The 17,724-nt window shown below is 59.6% G+C and carries 15 protein-coding genes; all 15 read left to right on the top strand.

Translation table 11 applies throughout. The annotated features are described in order from the left end of the window. The first annotated feature begins 167 nt into the window (after positions 1-167). The 15 genes from ICA16_RS01600 to nuoH all read left to right on the top strand — a co-directional run bounded on the left by ICA16_RS01600 (position 168) and on the right by nuoH (position 17,720). Positions 168-614 (top strand): NUDIX hydrolase, encoded by a 447-nt coding sequence (locus ICA16_RS01600; RefSeq protein ID WP_150604179.1) that lies wholly within the window; start codon positions 168-170, stop codon positions 612-614. Between the two features lie 59 nt (positions 615-673). Then, positions 674-1,798, top strand: a complete 1,125-nt coding sequence (gene mnmA, locus ICA16_RS01595; RefSeq protein WP_150604178.1) for a tRNA 2-thiouridine(34) synthase MnmA — start codon at positions 674-676, stop codon at positions 1,796-1,798. After that, positions 1,795-2,418: a high frequency lysogenization protein HflD gene (gene hflD / locus ICA16_RS01590; RefSeq protein ID WP_150604177.1), complete on the top strand. Its 624-nt coding sequence runs from the start codon at positions 1,795-1,797 to the stop codon at positions 2,416-2,418. The genes mnmA and hflD overlap by 4 nt, the downstream gene beginning before the upstream one ends. Positions 2,419-2,544: 126 nt before the next feature. Continuing rightward, positions 2,545-3,915, top strand: a complete 1,371-nt coding sequence (gene purB, locus ICA16_RS01585; RefSeq protein WP_150604176.1) for an adenylosuccinate lyase — start codon at positions 2,545-2,547, stop codon at positions 3,913-3,915. An 86-nt stretch (positions 3,916-4,001) separates the two neighbouring features. Beyond that, a complete protein-coding gene (locus ICA16_RS01580) occupies positions 4,002-5,171 on the top strand; it encodes a ribosomal protein uL16 3-hydroxylase (RefSeq protein ID WP_150615229.1) in 1,170 nt (389 codons plus the stop codon). Further along, positions 5,164-5,589: a GNAT family N-acetyltransferase gene (locus tag ICA16_RS01575; protein WP_042559863.1), complete on the top strand. Its 426-nt coding sequence runs from the start codon at positions 5,164-5,166 to the stop codon at positions 5,587-5,589. The genes ICA16_RS01580 and ICA16_RS01575 overlap by 8 nt, the downstream gene beginning before the upstream one ends. A 250-nt stretch (positions 5,590-5,839) precedes the next feature. Next, complete coding sequence (locus ICA16_RS01570) at positions 5,840-6,592, top strand: secretin N-terminal domain-containing protein (protein ID WP_150604174.1); 753 nt, start codon at positions 5,840-5,842, stop codon at positions 6,590-6,592. A 474-nt stretch (positions 6,593-7,066) separates the two neighbouring features. Continuing rightward, positions 7,067-8,392, top strand: coding sequence for an isocitrate lyase (aceA, locus tag ICA16_RS01565; RefSeq protein WP_033057066.1), 1,326 nt, complete (start codon positions 7,067-7,069; stop codon positions 8,390-8,392). Positions 8,393-9,057: 665 nt separating this feature from the next. Next, entirely contained in the window at positions 9,058-9,471 is a 414-nt protein-coding gene (locus tag ICA16_RS01560; protein ID WP_003223812.1) for an NADH-quinone oxidoreductase subunit A, read from the top strand. 10 nt (positions 9,472-9,481) lie between these two features. Beyond that, positions 9,482-10,156, top strand: a complete 675-nt coding sequence (locus ICA16_RS01555; RefSeq protein WP_042559865.1) for a NuoB/complex I 20 kDa subunit family protein — start codon at positions 9,482-9,484, stop codon at positions 10,154-10,156. 73 nt (positions 10,157-10,229) lie between these two features. Then, on the top strand, positions 10,230-12,014 hold the full coding sequence (gene nuoC, locus ICA16_RS01550) for an NADH-quinone oxidoreductase subunit C/D (protein ID WP_047302093.1): 1,785 nt from the start codon (positions 10,230-10,232) through the stop codon (positions 12,012-12,014). Positions 12,015-12,016: 2 nt separating this feature from the next. After that, positions 12,017-12,514 carry an NADH-quinone oxidoreductase subunit NuoE gene (gene nuoE / locus ICA16_RS01545; protein WP_042559867.1) on the top strand — a complete coding sequence of 166 codons (498 nt, stop codon included), beginning with the start codon at positions 12,017-12,019 and terminating at the stop codon, positions 12,512-12,514. Further along, on the top strand, positions 12,511-13,866 hold the full coding sequence (nuoF, locus tag ICA16_RS01540; protein WP_103306794.1) for an NADH-quinone oxidoreductase subunit NuoF: 1,356 nt from the start codon (positions 12,511-12,513) through the stop codon (positions 13,864-13,866). The genes nuoE and nuoF overlap by 4 nt, the downstream gene beginning before the upstream one ends. Positions 13,867-14,001: 135 nt before the next feature. Beyond that, on the top strand, positions 14,002-16,716 hold the full coding sequence (nuoG, locus tag ICA16_RS01535; protein ID WP_150615225.1) for an NADH-quinone oxidoreductase subunit NuoG: 2,715 nt from the start codon (positions 14,002-14,004) through the stop codon (positions 16,714-16,716). After that, on the top strand, positions 16,713-17,720 hold the full coding sequence (nuoH, locus tag ICA16_RS01530; protein ID WP_064390680.1) for an NADH-quinone oxidoreductase subunit NuoH: 1,008 nt from the start codon (positions 16,713-16,715) through the stop codon (positions 17,718-17,720). Before nuoG ends, nuoH begins: the two co-directional genes overlap by 4 nt. The last annotated feature ends 4 nt before the right edge of the window (positions 17,721-17,724 follow it).

Raw genomic sequence — 17,724 nt, 5'->3', positions numbered from 1 at the left:
TTGTAAAGGGAACATCACAAACCCCGGCCAGGTGCCGGGGTTTGTGTTTTTGGCGAAGATCAAAAGATCGCAGCCTTCGGCAGCTCCTACACCGGTCCTTGTAGGAGCTGCCGAAGGCTGCGATCTTTTGATCTTCAATGCGCTGAAGACTTTACCGAGGAAACCCTATGGAATGGCTCCCCCACATCACCGTCGCCACCATCGTCGAGGACAACGGTCGCTTTCTGATGGTCGAAGAGCACAAGGCCGGCCGTAACGTGCTCAACCAGCCCGCCGGTCATCTCGATCCGGACGAGACACTGATTGATGCCGCCATTCGTGAAACCCTCGAAGAAACCGGCTGGGACGTCGAACCCACCGGCGTGGTCGGCATTTACCTGTACACCGCACCCAGCAACGGCGTGACCTATCAACGCGTCTGCTTCGTCGCCAAAGCACTGAAACATCACCCGGATTATCAGCTCGACGACGGCATTGTCGGCGCCAAGTGGCTGACCCGCGACGAATTAATCGAGCAGCGCGAACACTGGCGCAGCGAGCTGATCATCCGTTGCATCGATGATTATCTGGCCGGCCATCACTTCGGCCTCGAATTGATCCGCCCTTCTCTTTAGCCTTGAGGCCGCGAGCCTGATAGAATCGCGTCCTTTTTAAAGACACTCATTGAATCCCTATGCGTGATCCAGCCCCTTCTGACACATCCAAGAAGCGCGTCATTGTCGGCATGTCCGGCGGCGTGGACTCTTCCGTTTCCGCTCTCCTGCTGATCGAGCAGGGCTACGCGGTGGAAGGCCTGTTCATGAAGAACTGGGAAGAAGACGACGGAACGGAATACTGCACCGCCATGGACGACCTGGCGGATGCCCAGGCTGTCTGCGACAAGATCGGCATCAAGCTGCACACCGCCAACTTCGCTGCCGAGTACTGGGACAACGTGTTCGAGCACTTCCTGGCCGAATACAAGGCCGGGCGCACGCCGAACCCGGACATCCTGTGTAACCGCGAGATCAAGTTCAAGGCGTTCCTCGACTACGCCATGATGCTCGGCGCCGACCTGATCGCCACCGGCCACTACGTGCGCCGCCGTGACATCGACGGCCGCACCGAGCTGCTCAAAGGCCTCGATGCGAACAAGGATCAAAGCTACTTCCTGCACGCCGTCGGCGGCGAACAGATCGCCAAGACTCTGTTCCCGGTCGGCGAACTGGAAAAACCTGAAGTCCGCGCAATTGCCGAGAAGTACGAGCTGGCCACTGCCAAGAAGAAGGATTCCACCGGGATCTGCTTCATCGGCGAGCGTCGCTTCAGCGACTTCCTCAAGCAGTACCTGCCGGCACAGCCGGGCGAGATCAAAACTACCGAAGGCGAAGTCATCGGCCGTCACCACGGCTTGATGTACCACACCATCGGTCAGCGTCAGGGCCTGGGCATCGGCGGCCTGAAAGATGCCGGCGACGAGCCGTGGTACGTGCTGCGCAAGGATCTGGACACCAACGAGCTGATCGTCGGCCAGGGCAACAACCATCCGTGGTTGTTCTCCGGCGCCCTGCTCGCTTCGGAAATCTATTGGGTCAACCCGGTCGATCTGAGCCAGCCACGTCGCCTGACCGCCAAAGTGCGCTATCGCCAGAGCGATCAGGCCTGCACGCTGGAGCAGACTGCAACCGGCTACCGTGCCGTGTTCGATGAGCCGCAACGCGCGGTCACACCGGGCCAATCCGTGGTGTTCTATGACGGTGAAATCTGCCTCGGCGGCGGCGTGATCGAAGTCGCCGAGCCATGGAGCGGTCAGGCATGAGCCCGACTCAGGAGCAACTGACGGCGCTGGGCGGCGTATTTCTCGCCGCCGTGCTGGTCGACCGGATCGCCAAAAGCGGCCAGACCAGCGAAGCCGGCCTGACCTGCATGCTCGGCAGTCTGTTGGTACGCGACCCGAAAGACACGCTGGACGTGTACGGCGGCGACGACCTCAATCTGCGCGAAGGCTATCGTGCATTGATCGGCGCTCTCGAACGCGATCCGAGCACGTTGCAGCGCGAACCGTTGCGATATGCCCTGTCGATGCTCGGTCTTGAGCGCCAACTGGCCAAGCGCAACGACATGCTCGATGCGATCGGCAAGCGTCTGCCGCAGATCCAGTCGCAGGTCGAGCACTTCGGCCCGGCGCACGAAAACGTCATTGCCGCCTGCGGCGCGCTGTATCAGGACACCTTGAGCACGCTGCGCCAGCGCATTCAGGTGCACGGCGACATGCGCAACCTGCAACAACCGAGCAACGCCTCGAAGATTCGCGCCTTGCTGCTCGCCGGGATTCGCTCGGCGCGCCTGTGGCGTCAGCTCGGCGGCCATCGCTGGCAGTTGGTCGTCAGCCGGCGCAAGCTGCTCAAAGAGCTGTATCCGCTGATGCGCAGCGAGTAAATCGCCTGCAACAAACGCTTTGAAGTCTGTAACGCGTAATACGCCGGTCAGTTGGCAACGGACCGGCGGATTTTTTCATGTATGATACGCGCCCCATTTCGTTGCCCGACTGTCCGAGAACACCCCATGCAGCTTTCTTCGCTCACTGCGGTTTCCCCTGTTGACGGCCGCTACGCCGGCAAAACCCAGGCCCTGCGCCCGATTTTCAGCGAGTACGGTCTGATCCGTGCCCGTGTTCTGGTTGAAGTGCGCTGGCTCCAGCGCCTGGCCGCCCACGCCGGTATTCCTGAAGTGCCAGCCTTCTCCGCCGAGGCCAACGCCGTTCTCAATGAACTGGCTGAAAACTTCTCGCTGGAGCACGCCGAGCGCGTCAAAGAGATCGAGCGCACTACCAACCACGACGTCAAGGCGATCGAATACCTGCTCAAAGAGCAAGCTGCCAAGCTGCCTGAACTGGCCGCGGTCAGCGAATTCATCCACTTTGCCTGCACCAGCGAGGACATCAACAATCTGTCCCACGCCCTGATGCTGCGCGAAGGCCGTGATGACGTGATGCTGCCGCTGATGCGTCAGACCGCTGAGGCCATCCGCGAGCTGGCGATCCGTTTCGCCGACGTGCCGATGCTGTCGCGCACCCACGGCCAACCAGCCTCCCCGACCACTCTGGGTAAAGAGCTGGCGAACGTGGTTTACCGCCTCGAGCGTCAAATTGCTCAAGTCGCTGCCGTGCCGCTGCTGGGCAAGATCAACGGCGCTGTCGGCAACTACAACGCTCACCTGTCGGCTTACCCGCAGATCGACTGGGAAGCTAACGCCCGCGCCTTCATCGAAGACGAGCTGGGTCTGGGTTTCAACCCGTACACCACGCAGATCGAGCCGCACGACTACATCGCCGAGCTGTTCGACGCCATTGCGCGCTTCAACACTATTCTGATCGACTTCGACCGTGACATCTGGGGCTACATCTCCCTGGGTTACTTCAAGCAGCGCACCATCGCTGGCGAAATCGGTTCGTCGACCATGCCGCACAAGGTCAACCCGATCGACTTCGAAAACTCCGAAGGCAACCTGGGCATCGCCAACGCGCTGTTCCAGCACCTGGCGAGCAAACTGCCGATCTCCCGCTGGCAGCGCGACCTGACCGACTCCACCGTACTGCGTAACCTCGGTGTCGGCTTCGCCCACAGCGTGATCGCGTACGAAGCCAGCCTCAAAGGCATCAGCAAGCTTGAGCTGAACGCACAGAAGATCGCCGCTGATCTGGACGCTTGCTGGGAAGTTCTGGCTGAGCCAATCCAGACCGTGATGCGTCGCTACAACATCGAAAACCCATACGAAAAGCTGAAAGAACTGACCCGCGGCAAGGGCATCAGCCCTGAAGCGTTGCAGACTTTCATCGACGGCCTGGACATGCCAGCCGAAGCGAAAGCCGAGCTGAAACAGCTGACCCCGGCCAACTACATCGGTAACGCTGTAGCGCAAGCCAAACGCATCTGATCGACCGCTTGAACCGTTTGAGACGCCCGGCCGCGCCGGGCGTTTTTATTCCCGTCTGAAAAGTGCTTTTTTTCAATAGGTTACATATGAATTCCGATATTCCTCTTCAACTTCTGGGCGGCATCACGGCGCGCGAATTCCTGCGCGACTACTGGCAGAAAAAGCCACTGCTGATCCGTCAGGCGATTCCTGACTTCGAGAGCCCGATCGACGCCGACGAACTGGCCGGCCTGGCCCTGGAAGAAGAAGTTGAATCGCGCCTGGTGATCGAGCACGGCGAGCGCCCATGGGAGCTGCGCCGCGGCCCGTTCGCTGAAGACGAATTCAGCAAATTGCCGGAAAAAGAGTGGACCCTGCTCGTTCAGGCAGTCGACCAGTTCGTGCCGGAAGTCAGCGAGCTGCTGGAAAGCTTCCGCTTTCTGCCGAGCTGGCGCGTCGACGACGTGATGATCAGTTACGCCGCCCCGGGTGGCAGCGTTGGCCCGCACTTCGACAATTACGACGTGTTCCTGCTGCAAGGTCACGGCAAGCGCAACTGGAAAATCGGCCAGATGTGCGATTCCGAGAGCCCGCTGCTGCAACACGCAGACCTGCGCATCCTCGCTGAATTCGAACAGACCGAAGAATGGGTTCTGGAACCGGGCGACATGCTTTACCTGCCGCCGCGCCTGGCCCACTGCGGTGTCGCTGTCGACAACTGCATGACCTACTCGGTCGGCTTCCGCGCACCAAGCGCATCCGAAGTGCTGACCCACTTCACCGATTTCCTCAGCCAGTTCCTGACTGACGAAGAGCGCTACACCGATGCCGACGCGCAGCCAGCGGTCGATCCGCATCAGATTCAACACGACGCACTGGATCGCCTGAAGAGCCTGCTCGCCGAGCACATGAGCGACGAGCGCCTGCTGCTGACCTGGTTCGGCCAGTACATGACCGAGCCGCGCTACCCGGAACTGGTCGTCGGCCCGGAAGAAGTCGAAGAAGAAGACTTCCTCAGCGCCCTGCAGGATGGCGCCGTGCTGATCCGCAACCCAAGCGCACGTCTGGCGTGGTCGGAAGTCGATGACGACTTGCTGCTGTTCGCCAGCGGCCAGAGCCGCTACCTGCCGGGCAAACTGCGCGAGCTGCTGAAACTGATCTGCGCCGCCGATGCCCTGCATGTCGACAACCTCGGCGACTGGCTGAACGACGAAGACGGTCGTGGTCTGCTGTGCGAACTGGTCAAGCAAGGGAGCCTGGGGTTCGCCGATGAATAAGATTCGCGTACGTGTCGCAGATTGGCAAAAGGACATCGCCGAGATCCGCCGCATTCGTGAGACGGTATTCATCGCTGAGCAATCGGTGCCACCTGAGCTGGAGTGGGACGCGGATGACGCGAGCGCCGTGCACTTTCTGGCGTTTGAAGGCGACTTCCCGATCGGCACCGCACGACTGTTGCCCGACGGGCACATCGGCCGTGTGTCGGTGCTCAAAGACTGGCGCGGCATGAAGGTCGGTGATGCGCTGATGCAAGCGGTCATCGCTGAAGCTGAAGCGCGCGGTCTGAAGCAGCAGATGCTCAGCGCTCAGGTGCAGGCTACGGCGTTTTATGAGCGCCTGGGTTTCAGCCTGGTCAGTGAGGAGTTCCTGGAAGCAGGGATTCCGCATGTGGACATGGTTCGCCATTCAGCCTAACCGCTAGCTGAATGAAACCTTGTGGCGAGGGGATTTATCCCCGATGGGGCGCGAAGCGGCCCTAAAATTTTGGGTCTGCTGTGCAGCCCATCGGGGATAAATCCCCTCGCCACAAGAGCAATATGCAATCTTTAGCAAACGCCCCGACATCGAACGATGCCGGGGCGTTTTGCTGTCAACGATTCAACTTGCCCCACCCCGGGCCGACAAACTGGCAATATCAAGCCTTTCGAAAGCGGAGATAACGGACATGTCCCTACGCACCCTGCTCACCACCCTGCTGCTCGGCTGCAGTTTTTCGGTGATGGCAGCCACAGAAGTCGTCCCCCTCAAGTACCGCACCAGCGCCGACATGCTGCCGATGGCGCAAGACTTCATCGGCAAGGACGGCCAGGTCAGCGCCTATGGCAATCAACTGATCATCAAGGCCGAGCCGGACAAGATCGAGGAACTCAAGACGCTGATCACTCAGCTCGACACCGCGCCAAAACGCCTGCTGATCACTGTCGACACCAATGAAAACAACGGCCGTGGCGATGAAGGTTACTCGGTCAATGGCGCGCAGACCCGCATCATCAGCCGCAGCACCGCCAGCCGTGACGGCGGCGTCCAGCAAGTCCAGGCCACCGACGGCATGCCGGCGCTGATCCAGGTCGGCCAGAGCGTGCCGATCACCAGCAGCCAGAGCAACTCCTACGGCGATTACAACAGCCAGACCGAGTACCGCAACGTCACCCAGGGTTTCTACGTCACCGCCAGCGTCACCGGCGACATCGTTCACCTGGCAATCACGACCAATCGTGACCGTATGAGCCAGGAACGTCCCGATGTAGTGAACGTGCAAAGTACCGACACAACCGTCAGCGGACGCCTCGGCGAGTGGATCACTCTAGCCGGCGTCAATCGCCAGACTCAGGCCGACAAACAGGGCCTGGCCCGCAGCTACTCGACTCAAGGCCGGGATGACATGACCTTGAAGGTGAAAGTCGACGCCTTGGACTAAACCACCGAAAACTGACTGATTAGTCGTATTAGACGAAAGATGTAGTGCTTGAAAAAAAGCACTACAAAACGTTTGACGAGGTCAAAAAGCGAAGGCATGATGGCCTCGCTCCCGCTAATCAGAGGCCCTGGCAAGGGCCTTCGAAGCGATGTTCGCATCTACCCCGCGAACCGCTTCGTGTCTGTACCGCCCATAAGGTGTGTTTGACGAGGTTGCCGACTGGAACGAAGTTGTCCCGAGGGACGGAAGCGTAATTAGGTAACCCGGCTTCACGCTGTAGTTCGTACAAAGGCCCACGACGCCCGAATGCGCCCGCAGTCCGCCCTTACCTGCTCACTTCCCCTCGAGCCCATCGTTCATCCCGTCGCCTACCCCGCCGAATCCGACTTGACCGCCTAAGCTTCTGGTCAGCGAGCGCAGGAATTTTCCACCGCAGAACAACTTTTCATAAAAGACGCGACGAGGTTTATCTCCATGGCACTGACACGCGAACAGCAAATTGCAGCCCTCGAAAAAGACTGGGCTGAAAACCCGCGCTGGAAAGGCGTGACCCGCGCTTACTCCGCTGCTGACGTCGTCCGCCTGCGTGGCTCGGTTCAACCTGAGCACACTTTTGCAAAACTCGGCGCCGAGAAGCTGTGGAACCTGGTCACCCAGGGTGCCAAGCCGTCCTTCCGTCCAGACAAAGATTTCGTCAACTGCATGGGCGCCCTGACCGGCGGCCAGGCTGTTCAGCAGGTCAAGGCCGGTATCCAGGCCATTTACCTGTCCGGCTGGCAAGTCGCTGCGGACAACAACTCCGCAGAATCGATGTACCCGGACCAGTCGCTGTACCCGGTGGACTCGGTTCCAACCGTGGTCAAGCGCATCAACAACTCGTTCCGTCGTGCTGACCAGATCCAGTGGAAAGCCGGCAAAGGCCCTGGCGACGAAGGCTACATCGACTACTTCGCGCCTATCGTGGCTGACGCCGAAGCCGGTTTCGGCGGCGTGCTGAACGCCTACGAGCTGATGAAGAGCATGATCGAAGCAGGCGCCGCCGGCGTTCACTTCGAAGACCAACTGGCTTCCGTGAAAAAATGCGGCCACATGGGCGGTAAAGTACTGGTTCCTACTCAGGAAGCCGTACAGAAGCTGACCGCTGCACGTCTGGCTGCTGACGTTGCCGGTACACCGACCATCATTCTGGCGCGTACCGATGCGAACGCTGCGGACCTGCTGACTTCCGATTGCGACCCGTACGACCAGCCGTTCGTGACTGGCGAGCGTACTCAGGAAGGCTTCTATAAGGTTCGTGCCGGTCTGGACCAGGCAATCGCCCGTGGCCTGGCTTACGCACCGTACGCCGACCTGATCTGGTGCGAAACCGCCAAGCCGGATCTGGACGAAGCCCGTCGCTTTGCTGAAGCGATCAAGAAGGAATACCCGGACCAACTGCTGTCGTACAACTGCTCGCCTTCCTTCAACTGGAAGAAAAACCTGGACGACGCGACCATCGCCAAGTTCCAGCGCGAACTGTCCGCCATGGGCTACAAGCACCAGTTCATCACCCTGGCCGGCATTCACAACATGTGGCACAGCATGTTCAACCTGGCGCACGACTACGCCCGCAACGACATGACTGCCTACGTGAAGCTGCAAGAGCAGGAATTCGCTGACGCTTCCAAGGGTTACACCTTCGTGGCGCACCAGCAGGAAGTGGGCACCGGCTACTTCGACGACATGACCACCGTGATTCAGGGTGGCTCGTCCTCGGTAACCGCGCTGACCGGTTCGACCGAAGAAGAACAGTTCCACTGATTCTGCTTCGCCTGAGTAAACGGCCGTTGCGGACCGAATAAAAGCTAACCGCAGCGCTGCACATCTGACGCCCCGACTGGTTCGGGGCGTTTTTTTGCCTGCAGAAACCGCGTTACTCCCGTGTAGGAGCTGCCGAAGGCTGCGATCTTTTGATCTTGCTTTTGATGTTGAAAGCCCAAAGTCAAAAGATCGCAGCCTTCGACAGCTCCTACAGGGGGGGGCGATTACTCGGACATCGCAAACCCGTGCCAGACCTTTCTGAAAAAACATTGATCCAGAGCCGTATGGGCGTAGGAAAAATCAGCTAAAACGGACGCCGCCGCTACTTGCAGTAACGGGTATATAAGACAACTTCCCAACTACTGCGCCGCTAAATAGTTACAAAACCACCCCAAACGATATTAATTATCATTCAGCCATAACTATGTTCGTTACATTCCCGACAAAACATTATTCATTGAAAGCCGGCTAATGCCCGCAACGCATGGGCCTCAGGGCATTCGAGGTGCGCTATGTCCTTATTCCAATAAATAATTTCGCTATAGGAATTTTACTTGCTGGGTGTTTAGCCATAAAATCAGCGCGATTGATTGCTGCGACATATCGTCACTGCCTATTTCTTTATCAAGCTCAGAGACCTTTGCTCTCTGTTAAGGATTACCAGCATGCCCGAAGCGACAGGACTCATGGCCCACAACTGGGGCTTTGCCATTTTCCTTCTGGGTGTCGTCGGCCTGTGTGCCTTCATGCTTGGCGTTTCCAGCCTCCTCGGGTCAAAAGCCTGGGGCCGCAGCAAAAACGAACCGTTCGAGTCGGGCATGCTACCTACCGGTGGCGCCCGCTTGCGGCTCTCAGCCAAATTCTATCTGGTCGCGATGCTCTTCGTGATCTTCGATATCGAAGCCCTCTTTCTCTTTGCATGGTCTGTGTCCGTCCGCGAAAGCGGCTGGACCGGATTCGTCGAAGCTCTCGTTTTCATAGCAATTCTGTTGGCAGGTCTTGTCTACCTGTTCCGAGTGGGCGCCCTTGACTGGGCTCCGGAAGCTCGTCGCAAGCGGCAGGCGAAGCTGAAACAATGAGGCTTTGGCAATGCAATACAATCTCACCAGGATCGACCCCGATGCTCCTAACGATCAGTACCCGATCGGCGAACGGGAAACCGTTTCCGATCCGTTAGAAGATCAAGTTCACAAAAACATTTTCATGGGCAAGCTCGAAGACGTGCTGAGTGGCGCGGTCAACTGGGGACGTAAAAACTCCCTGTGGCCGTACAACTTCGGCCTGTCGTGCTGCTATGTGGAAATGACCACCGCCTTCACGGCGCCCCACGACATCGCGCGCTTTGGCGCCGAGGTTATCCGGGCATCGCCGCGCCAGGCCGACTTCATGGTTATCGCCGGTACCTGCTTCATCAAGATGGCGCCGATCATTCAGCGTCTCTACGAGCAAATGCTCGAACCGAAATGGGTTATCTCCATGGGTTCGTGCGCCAACTCCGGTGGCATGTACGACATCTACTCCGTGGTTCAAGGGGTGGACAAGTTCCTGCCGGTGGACGTCTACGTACCTGGCTGCCCGCCCCGTCCAGAAGCATTTCTGCAAGGCTTGATGCTGTTGCAGGAATCGATTGGCAAGGAGCGTCGCCCGCTTTCCTGGGTCGTTGGTGATCAAGGCGTTTATCGCGCCGACATGCCTTCGCAGAAGGAACAGCGCCGCGAACAGCGAATCGCAGTGACCAACCTGCGCAGCCCTGACGAAGTCTGATCCAGATCTGTTCTTACAAAGAAACGAGAAGCTGGCTTCATTCTTTACGTTGACCGAAAGCGAATAAATAACCATGACTACAGGCAGCGCTCTGTACATCCCGCCTTATAAGGCAGACGACCAGGATGTGGTCGTTGAATTGAACAACCGTTTTGGCCCGGAGGCGTTCACCGCCCAGCCAACCCGCACCGGCATGCCGGTGCTGTGGGTGGCGCGTGCCAGACTCGTCGAAGTCCTGACTTTCCTGCGCAACCTGCCCAAGCCGTACGTCATGCTCTATGACCTGCACGGCGTGGACGAGCGTCTGCGCACCAAGCGTCAAGGGCTGCCATCGGACGCCGAGTTCACCGTGTTCTATCACCTCATGTCGCTTGAGCGTAATAGTGACGTGATGATCAAGGTCGCCTTGTCCGAGAGCGACCTGAGCTTGCCGACCGTCACCAGCATCTGGCCGAACGCCAACTGGTACGAGCGTGAAGTCTGGGACATGTACGGCATCGACTTCAAAGGCCACCCGCACCTGTCGCGCATCATGATGCCGCCGACCTGGGAAGGTCACCCGCTGCGCAAGGACTTCCCGGCGCGCGCCACCGAATTCGATCCGTACAGCCTCAACCTCGCCAAGCAGCAGCTTGAGGAAGAAGCAGCACGCTTCCGTCCTGAAGACTGGGGCATGAAGCGTTCCGGTGTGAACGAGGACTACATGTTCCTCAACCTGGGCCCGAACCACCCTTCGGCTCACGGTGCGTTCCGCATCATTCTGCAACTGGACGGTGAAGAAATCGTCGACTGCGTTCCGGACATCGGTTACCACCACCGTGGCGCCGAGAAGATGGCCGAGCGTCAGTCCTGGCACAGTTTCATTCCGTACACCGACCGTATCGACTACCTCGGCGGCGTGATGAACAACCTGCCGTACGTGCTCTCGGTCGAGAAGCTGGCCGGCATCAAGGTGCCTGAGAAGGTCGACGTCATCCGCATCATGATGGCCGAGTTCTTCCGGATCACCAGCCACCTGCTGTTCCTGGGTACGTACATCCAGGACGTGGGCGCAATGACCCCGGTGTTCTTCACCTTCACCGACCGCCAGAAGGCGTACACGGTGATCGAAGCCATTACCGGTTTCCGTCTGCACCCGGCCTGGTACCGCATCGGTGGCGTTGCCCACGACCTGCCGCGCGGCTGGGAAAAACTGGTGAAAGACTTCGTTGAATGGCTGCCAAAACGCCTCGACGAATACACCAAGGCGGCCCTGCAGAACAGCATCCTCAAGGGTCGTACCATCGGCGTTGCCGCCTACAACACCAAAGAGGCCCTGGAATGGGGCGTCACCGGTGCAGGCCTGCGTTCGACCGGTTGCGATTTCGACCTGCGTAAAGCGCGTCCGTACTCCGGCTACGAGAACTTCGAGTTCGAAGTACCACTGGCCGCCAATGGCGATGCCTACGACCGCTGCATGGTGCGCGTTGAAGAGATGCGCCAGAGCATCAAGATCATCGACCAGTGCATGCGCAACATGCCGGAAGGCCCGTACAAGGCGGATCACCCGCTGACCACGCCGCCGCCCAAAGAGCGCACGCTGCAGCACATCGAAACCTTGATCACGCACTTCCTGCAAGTTTCGTGGGGTCCGGTCATGCCGGCCAACGAATCCTTCCAGATGATCGAAGCGACCAAGGGCATCAACAGTTATTACCTGACGAGCGACGGCGGCACCATGAGCTACCGTACCCGGATCCGCACTCCAAGCTTCCCGCATCTGCAACAGATCCCTTCGGTGATCAAAGGCAGCATGGTCGCGGACTTGATTGCGTACCTGGGTAGTATCGACTTCGTTATGGCCGACGTGGACCGCTAAGCATGAACAGCACGCTTATCCAGACAGACCGTTTCACCTTGAGTGAAACCGAGCGCTCGGCCATCGAGCACGAGCTGCATCACTACGAAGACCCGCGCGCGGCGTCGATCGAAGCCCTGAAGATCGTTCAGAAAGAACGTGGCTGGGTGCCGGATGGCGCCCTGTACGCGATCGGCGAGATGCTCGGCATCCCGGCCAGCGATGTTGAAGGTGTGGCGACGTTCTATAGCCAGATCTTCCGTCAGCCCGTCGGCCGTCACATCATTCGCGTCTGCGACAGCATGGTCTGCTACATCGGCGGCCACGAGTCGGTGGTCAGCGAAATCCAGAACAATCTGGGCATCGGCCTGGGTCAGACCACCACCGACGGTCGTTTCACCCTGCTGCCTGTCTGCTGCCTCGGCAACTGCGACAAGGCACCGGCGCTGATGATCGACGACGACACCTTTGGTGATGTGCAGCCTGCTGGCGTCGCCAAACTGCTCGAGGGCTACGTATGACCCTGACATCTTTCGGTCCTGCCAACCGCATTCAGCGGTCGGCCGAGACTCACCCGCTGACCTGGCGTCTGCGTGACGACGGCGAAGCCGTGTGGCTCGACGAGTACCAGGCCAAGAACGGTTACGCCGCTGCGCGCAAAGCCTTCGCCGACATGGATCAGGACGCCATCGTCCAGACCGTGAAAGACGCAGGCCTCAAAGGTCGCGGCGGTGCAGGCTTCCCCACTGGCGTTAAGTGGGGCCTGATGCCCAAAGACGAATCCATCAACATCCGCTACCTGCTGTGCAACGCGGATGAAATGGAGCCGAACACCTGGAAAGACCGCATGCTGATGGAGCAACTGCCCCATCTGCTGATCGAAGGCATGCTGATCAGTGCTCGCGCGCTGAAAACCTACCGTGGCTATATCTTCCTGCGCGGCGAATACACCACCGCCGCCAAGCACCTCAACCGTGCAGTGGAAGAAGCCAAGGCAGCTGGCCTGCTGGGCAAGAACATTCTGGGCTCAGGCTTCGATTTCGAACTGTTCGTGCACACCGGCGCCGGGCGTTACATCTGCGGTGAAGAAACCGCACTGATCAACTCCCTCGAAGGCCGCCGCGCCAACCCGCGCTCCAAGCCGCCCTTCCCTGCCGCCGTCGGCGTGTGGGGCAAGCCGACTTGCGTGAACAACGTCGAAACCCTGTGCAACGTGCCGGCGATCATTGCCGACGGCGTTGACTGGTACAAATCGTTGGCCCGCGAAGGCTCTGAAGACATGGGCACCAAGCTCATGGGCTTCTCCGGCAAGGTCAAGAATCCGGGTCTGTGGGAATTGCCATTCGGCGTTACCGGTCGCGAGTTGTTCGAAGACTACGCCGGCGGCATGCGCGACGGTTTCAAACTCAAGGCCTGGCAGCCAGGCGGGGCCGGTACCGGTTTCCTCCTGCCTGAGCACCTCGACGCACAAATGTACGCCGGCGGCATCGCCAAAGTGGGCACCCGTATGGGTACCGGCCTGGCGATGGCGGTGGATGACAGCGTCAACATGGTCTCGCTGCTGCGCAACATGGAGCAGTTCTTTGCCCGTGAGTCGTGCGGCTTCTGCACCCCGTGCCGCGATGGTTTGCCATGGAGCGTCAAGCTCTTGATGGCCATCGAAGAAGGCCGTGGTCAGCCAGGCGATATCGAGACCCTGCTGGGTCTGGTCGGTTTCCTCGGCCCGGGCAAGACCTTCTGTGCTCACGCACCGGGTGCCGTGGAGCCGTTGGGCAGTGCCATCAAATACTTCCGTCCAGAGTTCGAAGCCGGTATCGCGCCTGTCAGCGCCGCCGTCCCGCCTCTGGCAAGGCCGATCGTAATCGGCGCGTAAACGCTTAATAAAGGTGAAGGGCCCGTGCTCTTCACCTCCTGCGATGACGCCTTTCGAGGCTGGTTTGATTCGCACGGATAACAAGATTCCATTAGCCACGCCCGCTGACACCGGGCCAACGAAGACCTTTGAACCATGGCCACTATCCACGTAGACGGCAAAGCGCTCGAAGTCGACGGGGCAGACAACCTGTTACAGGCATGTCTGTCGCTGGGCCTCGACATTCCATATTTCTGCTGGCACCCCGCGCTAGGTAGCGTCGGGGCTTGCCGCCAGTGCGCGGTCAAGCAGTACACCGACGAGAACGACACCCGTGGTCGCATCGTCATGTCCTGCATGACCCCTGCCACCGACAACACCTGGATCTCCATCGAAGATGAAGAATCCAAGGCGTTCCGCGCCAGTGTTGTCGAATGGCTGATGACCAACCACCCGCACGACTGCCCTGTGTGCGAAGAAGGCGGTCATTGCCACCTGCAAGACATGACAGTGATGACCGGCCACAACGAGCGCCGTTATCGCTTCACCAAACGTACCCACCAGAACCAGCAACTTGGCCCGTTCATTTCCCACGAAATGAACCGCTGCATCGCTTGCTACCGCTGTGTGCGTTTCTATAAGGACTACGCTGGCGGCACCGACCTCGGTGTGTTCGGCGCCCACGACAACGTGTACTTCGGTCGCGTTGAAGACGGCACCCTCGAAAGCGAGTTCTCCGGCAACCTCACCGAGGTCTGCCCGACCGGTGTGTTCACCGACAAGACTCACTCCGAGCGTTACAACCGCAAGTGGGACATGCAGTTCTCCCCGAGCATCTGCCATGGCTGCTCGAGCGGTTGCAACATTTCCCCGGGCGAGCGTTACGGCGAACTGCGTCGCATCGAAAACCGTTTCAACGGTTCGGTGAACCAGTACTTCCTGTGCGACCGTGGCCGTTTCGGTTATGGCTACGTCAACCGCACCGACCGTCCACGTCAGCCGCTGCTGGCCGACGGCACCAAACTGGGCCTCGACGCTGCGCTGGATAAAGCCGCCGATCTGCTGCGCGGTCGCAACATCGTCGGTATCGGTTCGCCGCGTGCCAGCCTGGAAAGCAACTACGCGTTGCGTGAACTGGTAGGCGCCGAGCACTTCTACTCGGGTATCGAAGCGGCCGAACTGGAGCGCATCCGTCTGGTTCTGCAAGTGCTCAATGACAGCCCGCTGCCAGTACCGAACATGCGCGACATCGAAGACCACGACGCCATTTTCGTGCTCGGTGAAGACCTGACCCAGACCGCCGCCCGTATGGCGTTGTCGCTGCGTCAGTCGGTCAAGGGCAAAGCCGAAGAAATGGCCGACGCCATGCGCGTCCAGCCATGGCTCGACGCCGCGGTGAAGAACATCGGTCAGCACGCGCTGAATCCGCTGTTCATTGCCAGCCTGGCTGAAACCAAGCTCGACGACATCGCCGAAGAATGCGTTCACGCAGCTCCCGACGATCTGGCGCGCATCGGTTTCGCCGTGGCTCACGCTCTGGATGCCAGCGCACCGGCCGTTGAAGGTCTGGACGCTGAAGCACTGGAACTTGCCAAGCGCATCGCTGATGCCCTGCTCGCCGCCAAGCGTCCGCTGATCATCGCCGGTACTTCGCTGGGTTCAAAAGCCCTGATCGAAGCCGCAGCGAACATCGCCAAAGCCCTGAAGCTGCGCGAGAAGAACGGTTCCATCAGCCTGATCGTGCCGGAAGCCAACAGCCTCGGCTTGGCGATGCTCGGTGGCGAATCGGTCGACGCTGCGCTGCAAGCAGTGATCGATGGCAAGGCCGACGCTATCGTCGTGCTGGAAAACGATCTCTACACCCGCACCGCCAAAGACAAAGTCGATGCAGCCCTGAACGCCGCGAAAGTGGTGATCGTCGCTGACCATCAGAAAACCGCTACCAGCGATCGCGCGCATCTGGTTCTGCCAGCCGCCAGCTTCGCTGAAGGCGACGGTACTTTGGTTAGCCAGGAAGGTCGCGCCCAGCGCTTCTTCCAGGTTTTCGATCCGCAATACCTGGACGCGAGCATTCTGGTGCACGAAGGCTGGCGCTGGTTGCACGCCTTGCGCGCCACCTTGCTGAATCAGCCGATCGACTGGACGCAACTCGACCACGTCACCGCTGCCGTTGCTTCGAGCACCGCGCAACTGGCGCGTATCGTCGATGCTGCGCCGTCTGCCGCATTCCGCATCAAGGGTCTGAAACTGGCGCGTGAGCCGCTGCGTTACTCCGGTCGCACCGCGATGCGCGCCGACATCAGCGTTCACGAACCACGCACGCCGCAAGACAAAGACACCGCGTTCTCTTTCTCCATGGAAGGTTACTCGGGCTCTGCCGAACCGCGTCAGCAAGTGCCGTTTGCCTGGTCGCCGGGCTGGAACTCGCCGCAAGCCTGGAACAAGTTCCAGGACGAAGTCGGTGGTCACATCCGCGCTGGCGATCCGGGCACCCGCCTGATCGAAAGCACGGGCGATTCGCTGAACTGGTTCGCTGCTGCTCCGCGTGCATTCAATCCGGCGCCGGGTACCTGGCAAGCCGTGCCGTTCTTCCACCTGTTCGGCAGCGAAGAAAACTCTTCGAAAGCCGCGCCGGTTCAGGAACGCATTCCGGCGGCTTACGTTGCACTGGCCAAATCCGAAGCGGATCGCCTGGGCGTCAACGAAGGTGCACTGCTGAGCCTGAACGTGGCCGGTCAGACCCTGCGTCTGCCGCTGCGCATCAATGAAGAACTGGGCGCAGGTCTGGTGGCATTGCCTGCGGGCATCGCCGGCATTCCACCGGCATTCGCCGGCGTATCCGTCGACGGTCTGCAGGAGGCAGCGCAATGACCTGGTTCACCCCTGAAGTGATCGATGTGATCCTGACGGTCGTCAAAGCCATCGTGATTCTGCTGGCCGTTGTGGTCGCGGGCGCGTTACTCAGCTTTGTCGAACGTCGCCTGCTGGGCTGGTGGCAGGACCGTTACGGTCCGAACCGCGTTGGCCCGTTTGGCATGTTCCAGATCGCTGCCGACATGCTGAAGATGTTCTTCAAGGAAGACTGGACGCCACCGTTTGCCGACAAGGTGATCTTCACCCTGGCACCGGTTGTGGCCATGTCGGCCTTGCTGATTGCGTTCGCGATCATCCCGATCACCCCGACCTGGGGTGTCGCGGATCTGAACATCGGCCTGCTGTTCTTCTTTGCCATGGCCGGTCTGTCGGTCTACGCAGTGCTGTTCGCCGGCTGGTCGAGTAACAACAAGTTCGCCCTGCTGGGTGCCTTGCGTGCCTCGGCGCAGACCGTGTCCTACGAAGTGTTCATGGGCCTGGCCCTGATGGGCATCGTGGTGCAGGTCGGCTCGTTCAACATGCGCGACATCGTCGAGTACCAGGCGCAAAACCTGTGGTTCATCATTCCGCAGTTCTTCGGCTTCTGTACTTTCTTCATCGCTGGCGTCGCCGTGACTCACCGTCACCCGTTCGACCAGCCGGAAGCGGAACAGGAACTGGCTGACGGTTACCACATTGAATACGCCGGCATGAAATGGGGCATGTTCTTCGTTGGCGAATACATCGGCATCATCTTGATCTCGGCGCTGCTGGTCACCCTGTTCTTCGGTGGCTGGCACGGTCCGTTCGGCATCCTGCCGCAACTGTCGTTCCTGTGGTTCGCCCTGAAGACCGCGTTCTTCATCATGCTGTTCATCCTGCTGCGCGCCTCTATCCCGCGTCCGCGTTATGACCAGGTGATGGACTTCAGCTGGAAATTCTGCCTGCCACTGACCCTGATCAATTTGCTGGTGACCGCTGCGGTCGTGTTGTGGAACACGCCTGCAGTTGCGGTTCAGTGAGGAT

The organism is Pseudomonas anatoliensis, from assembly GCF_017976235.1.
Lineage (GTDB): Bacteria > Pseudomonadota > Gammaproteobacteria > Pseudomonadales > Pseudomonadaceae > Aquipseudomonas > Aquipseudomonas anatoliensis.
Note: the sequence above shows the minus strand (reverse complement) of the source record. Positions and strands in the feature narration are given on the sequence as shown.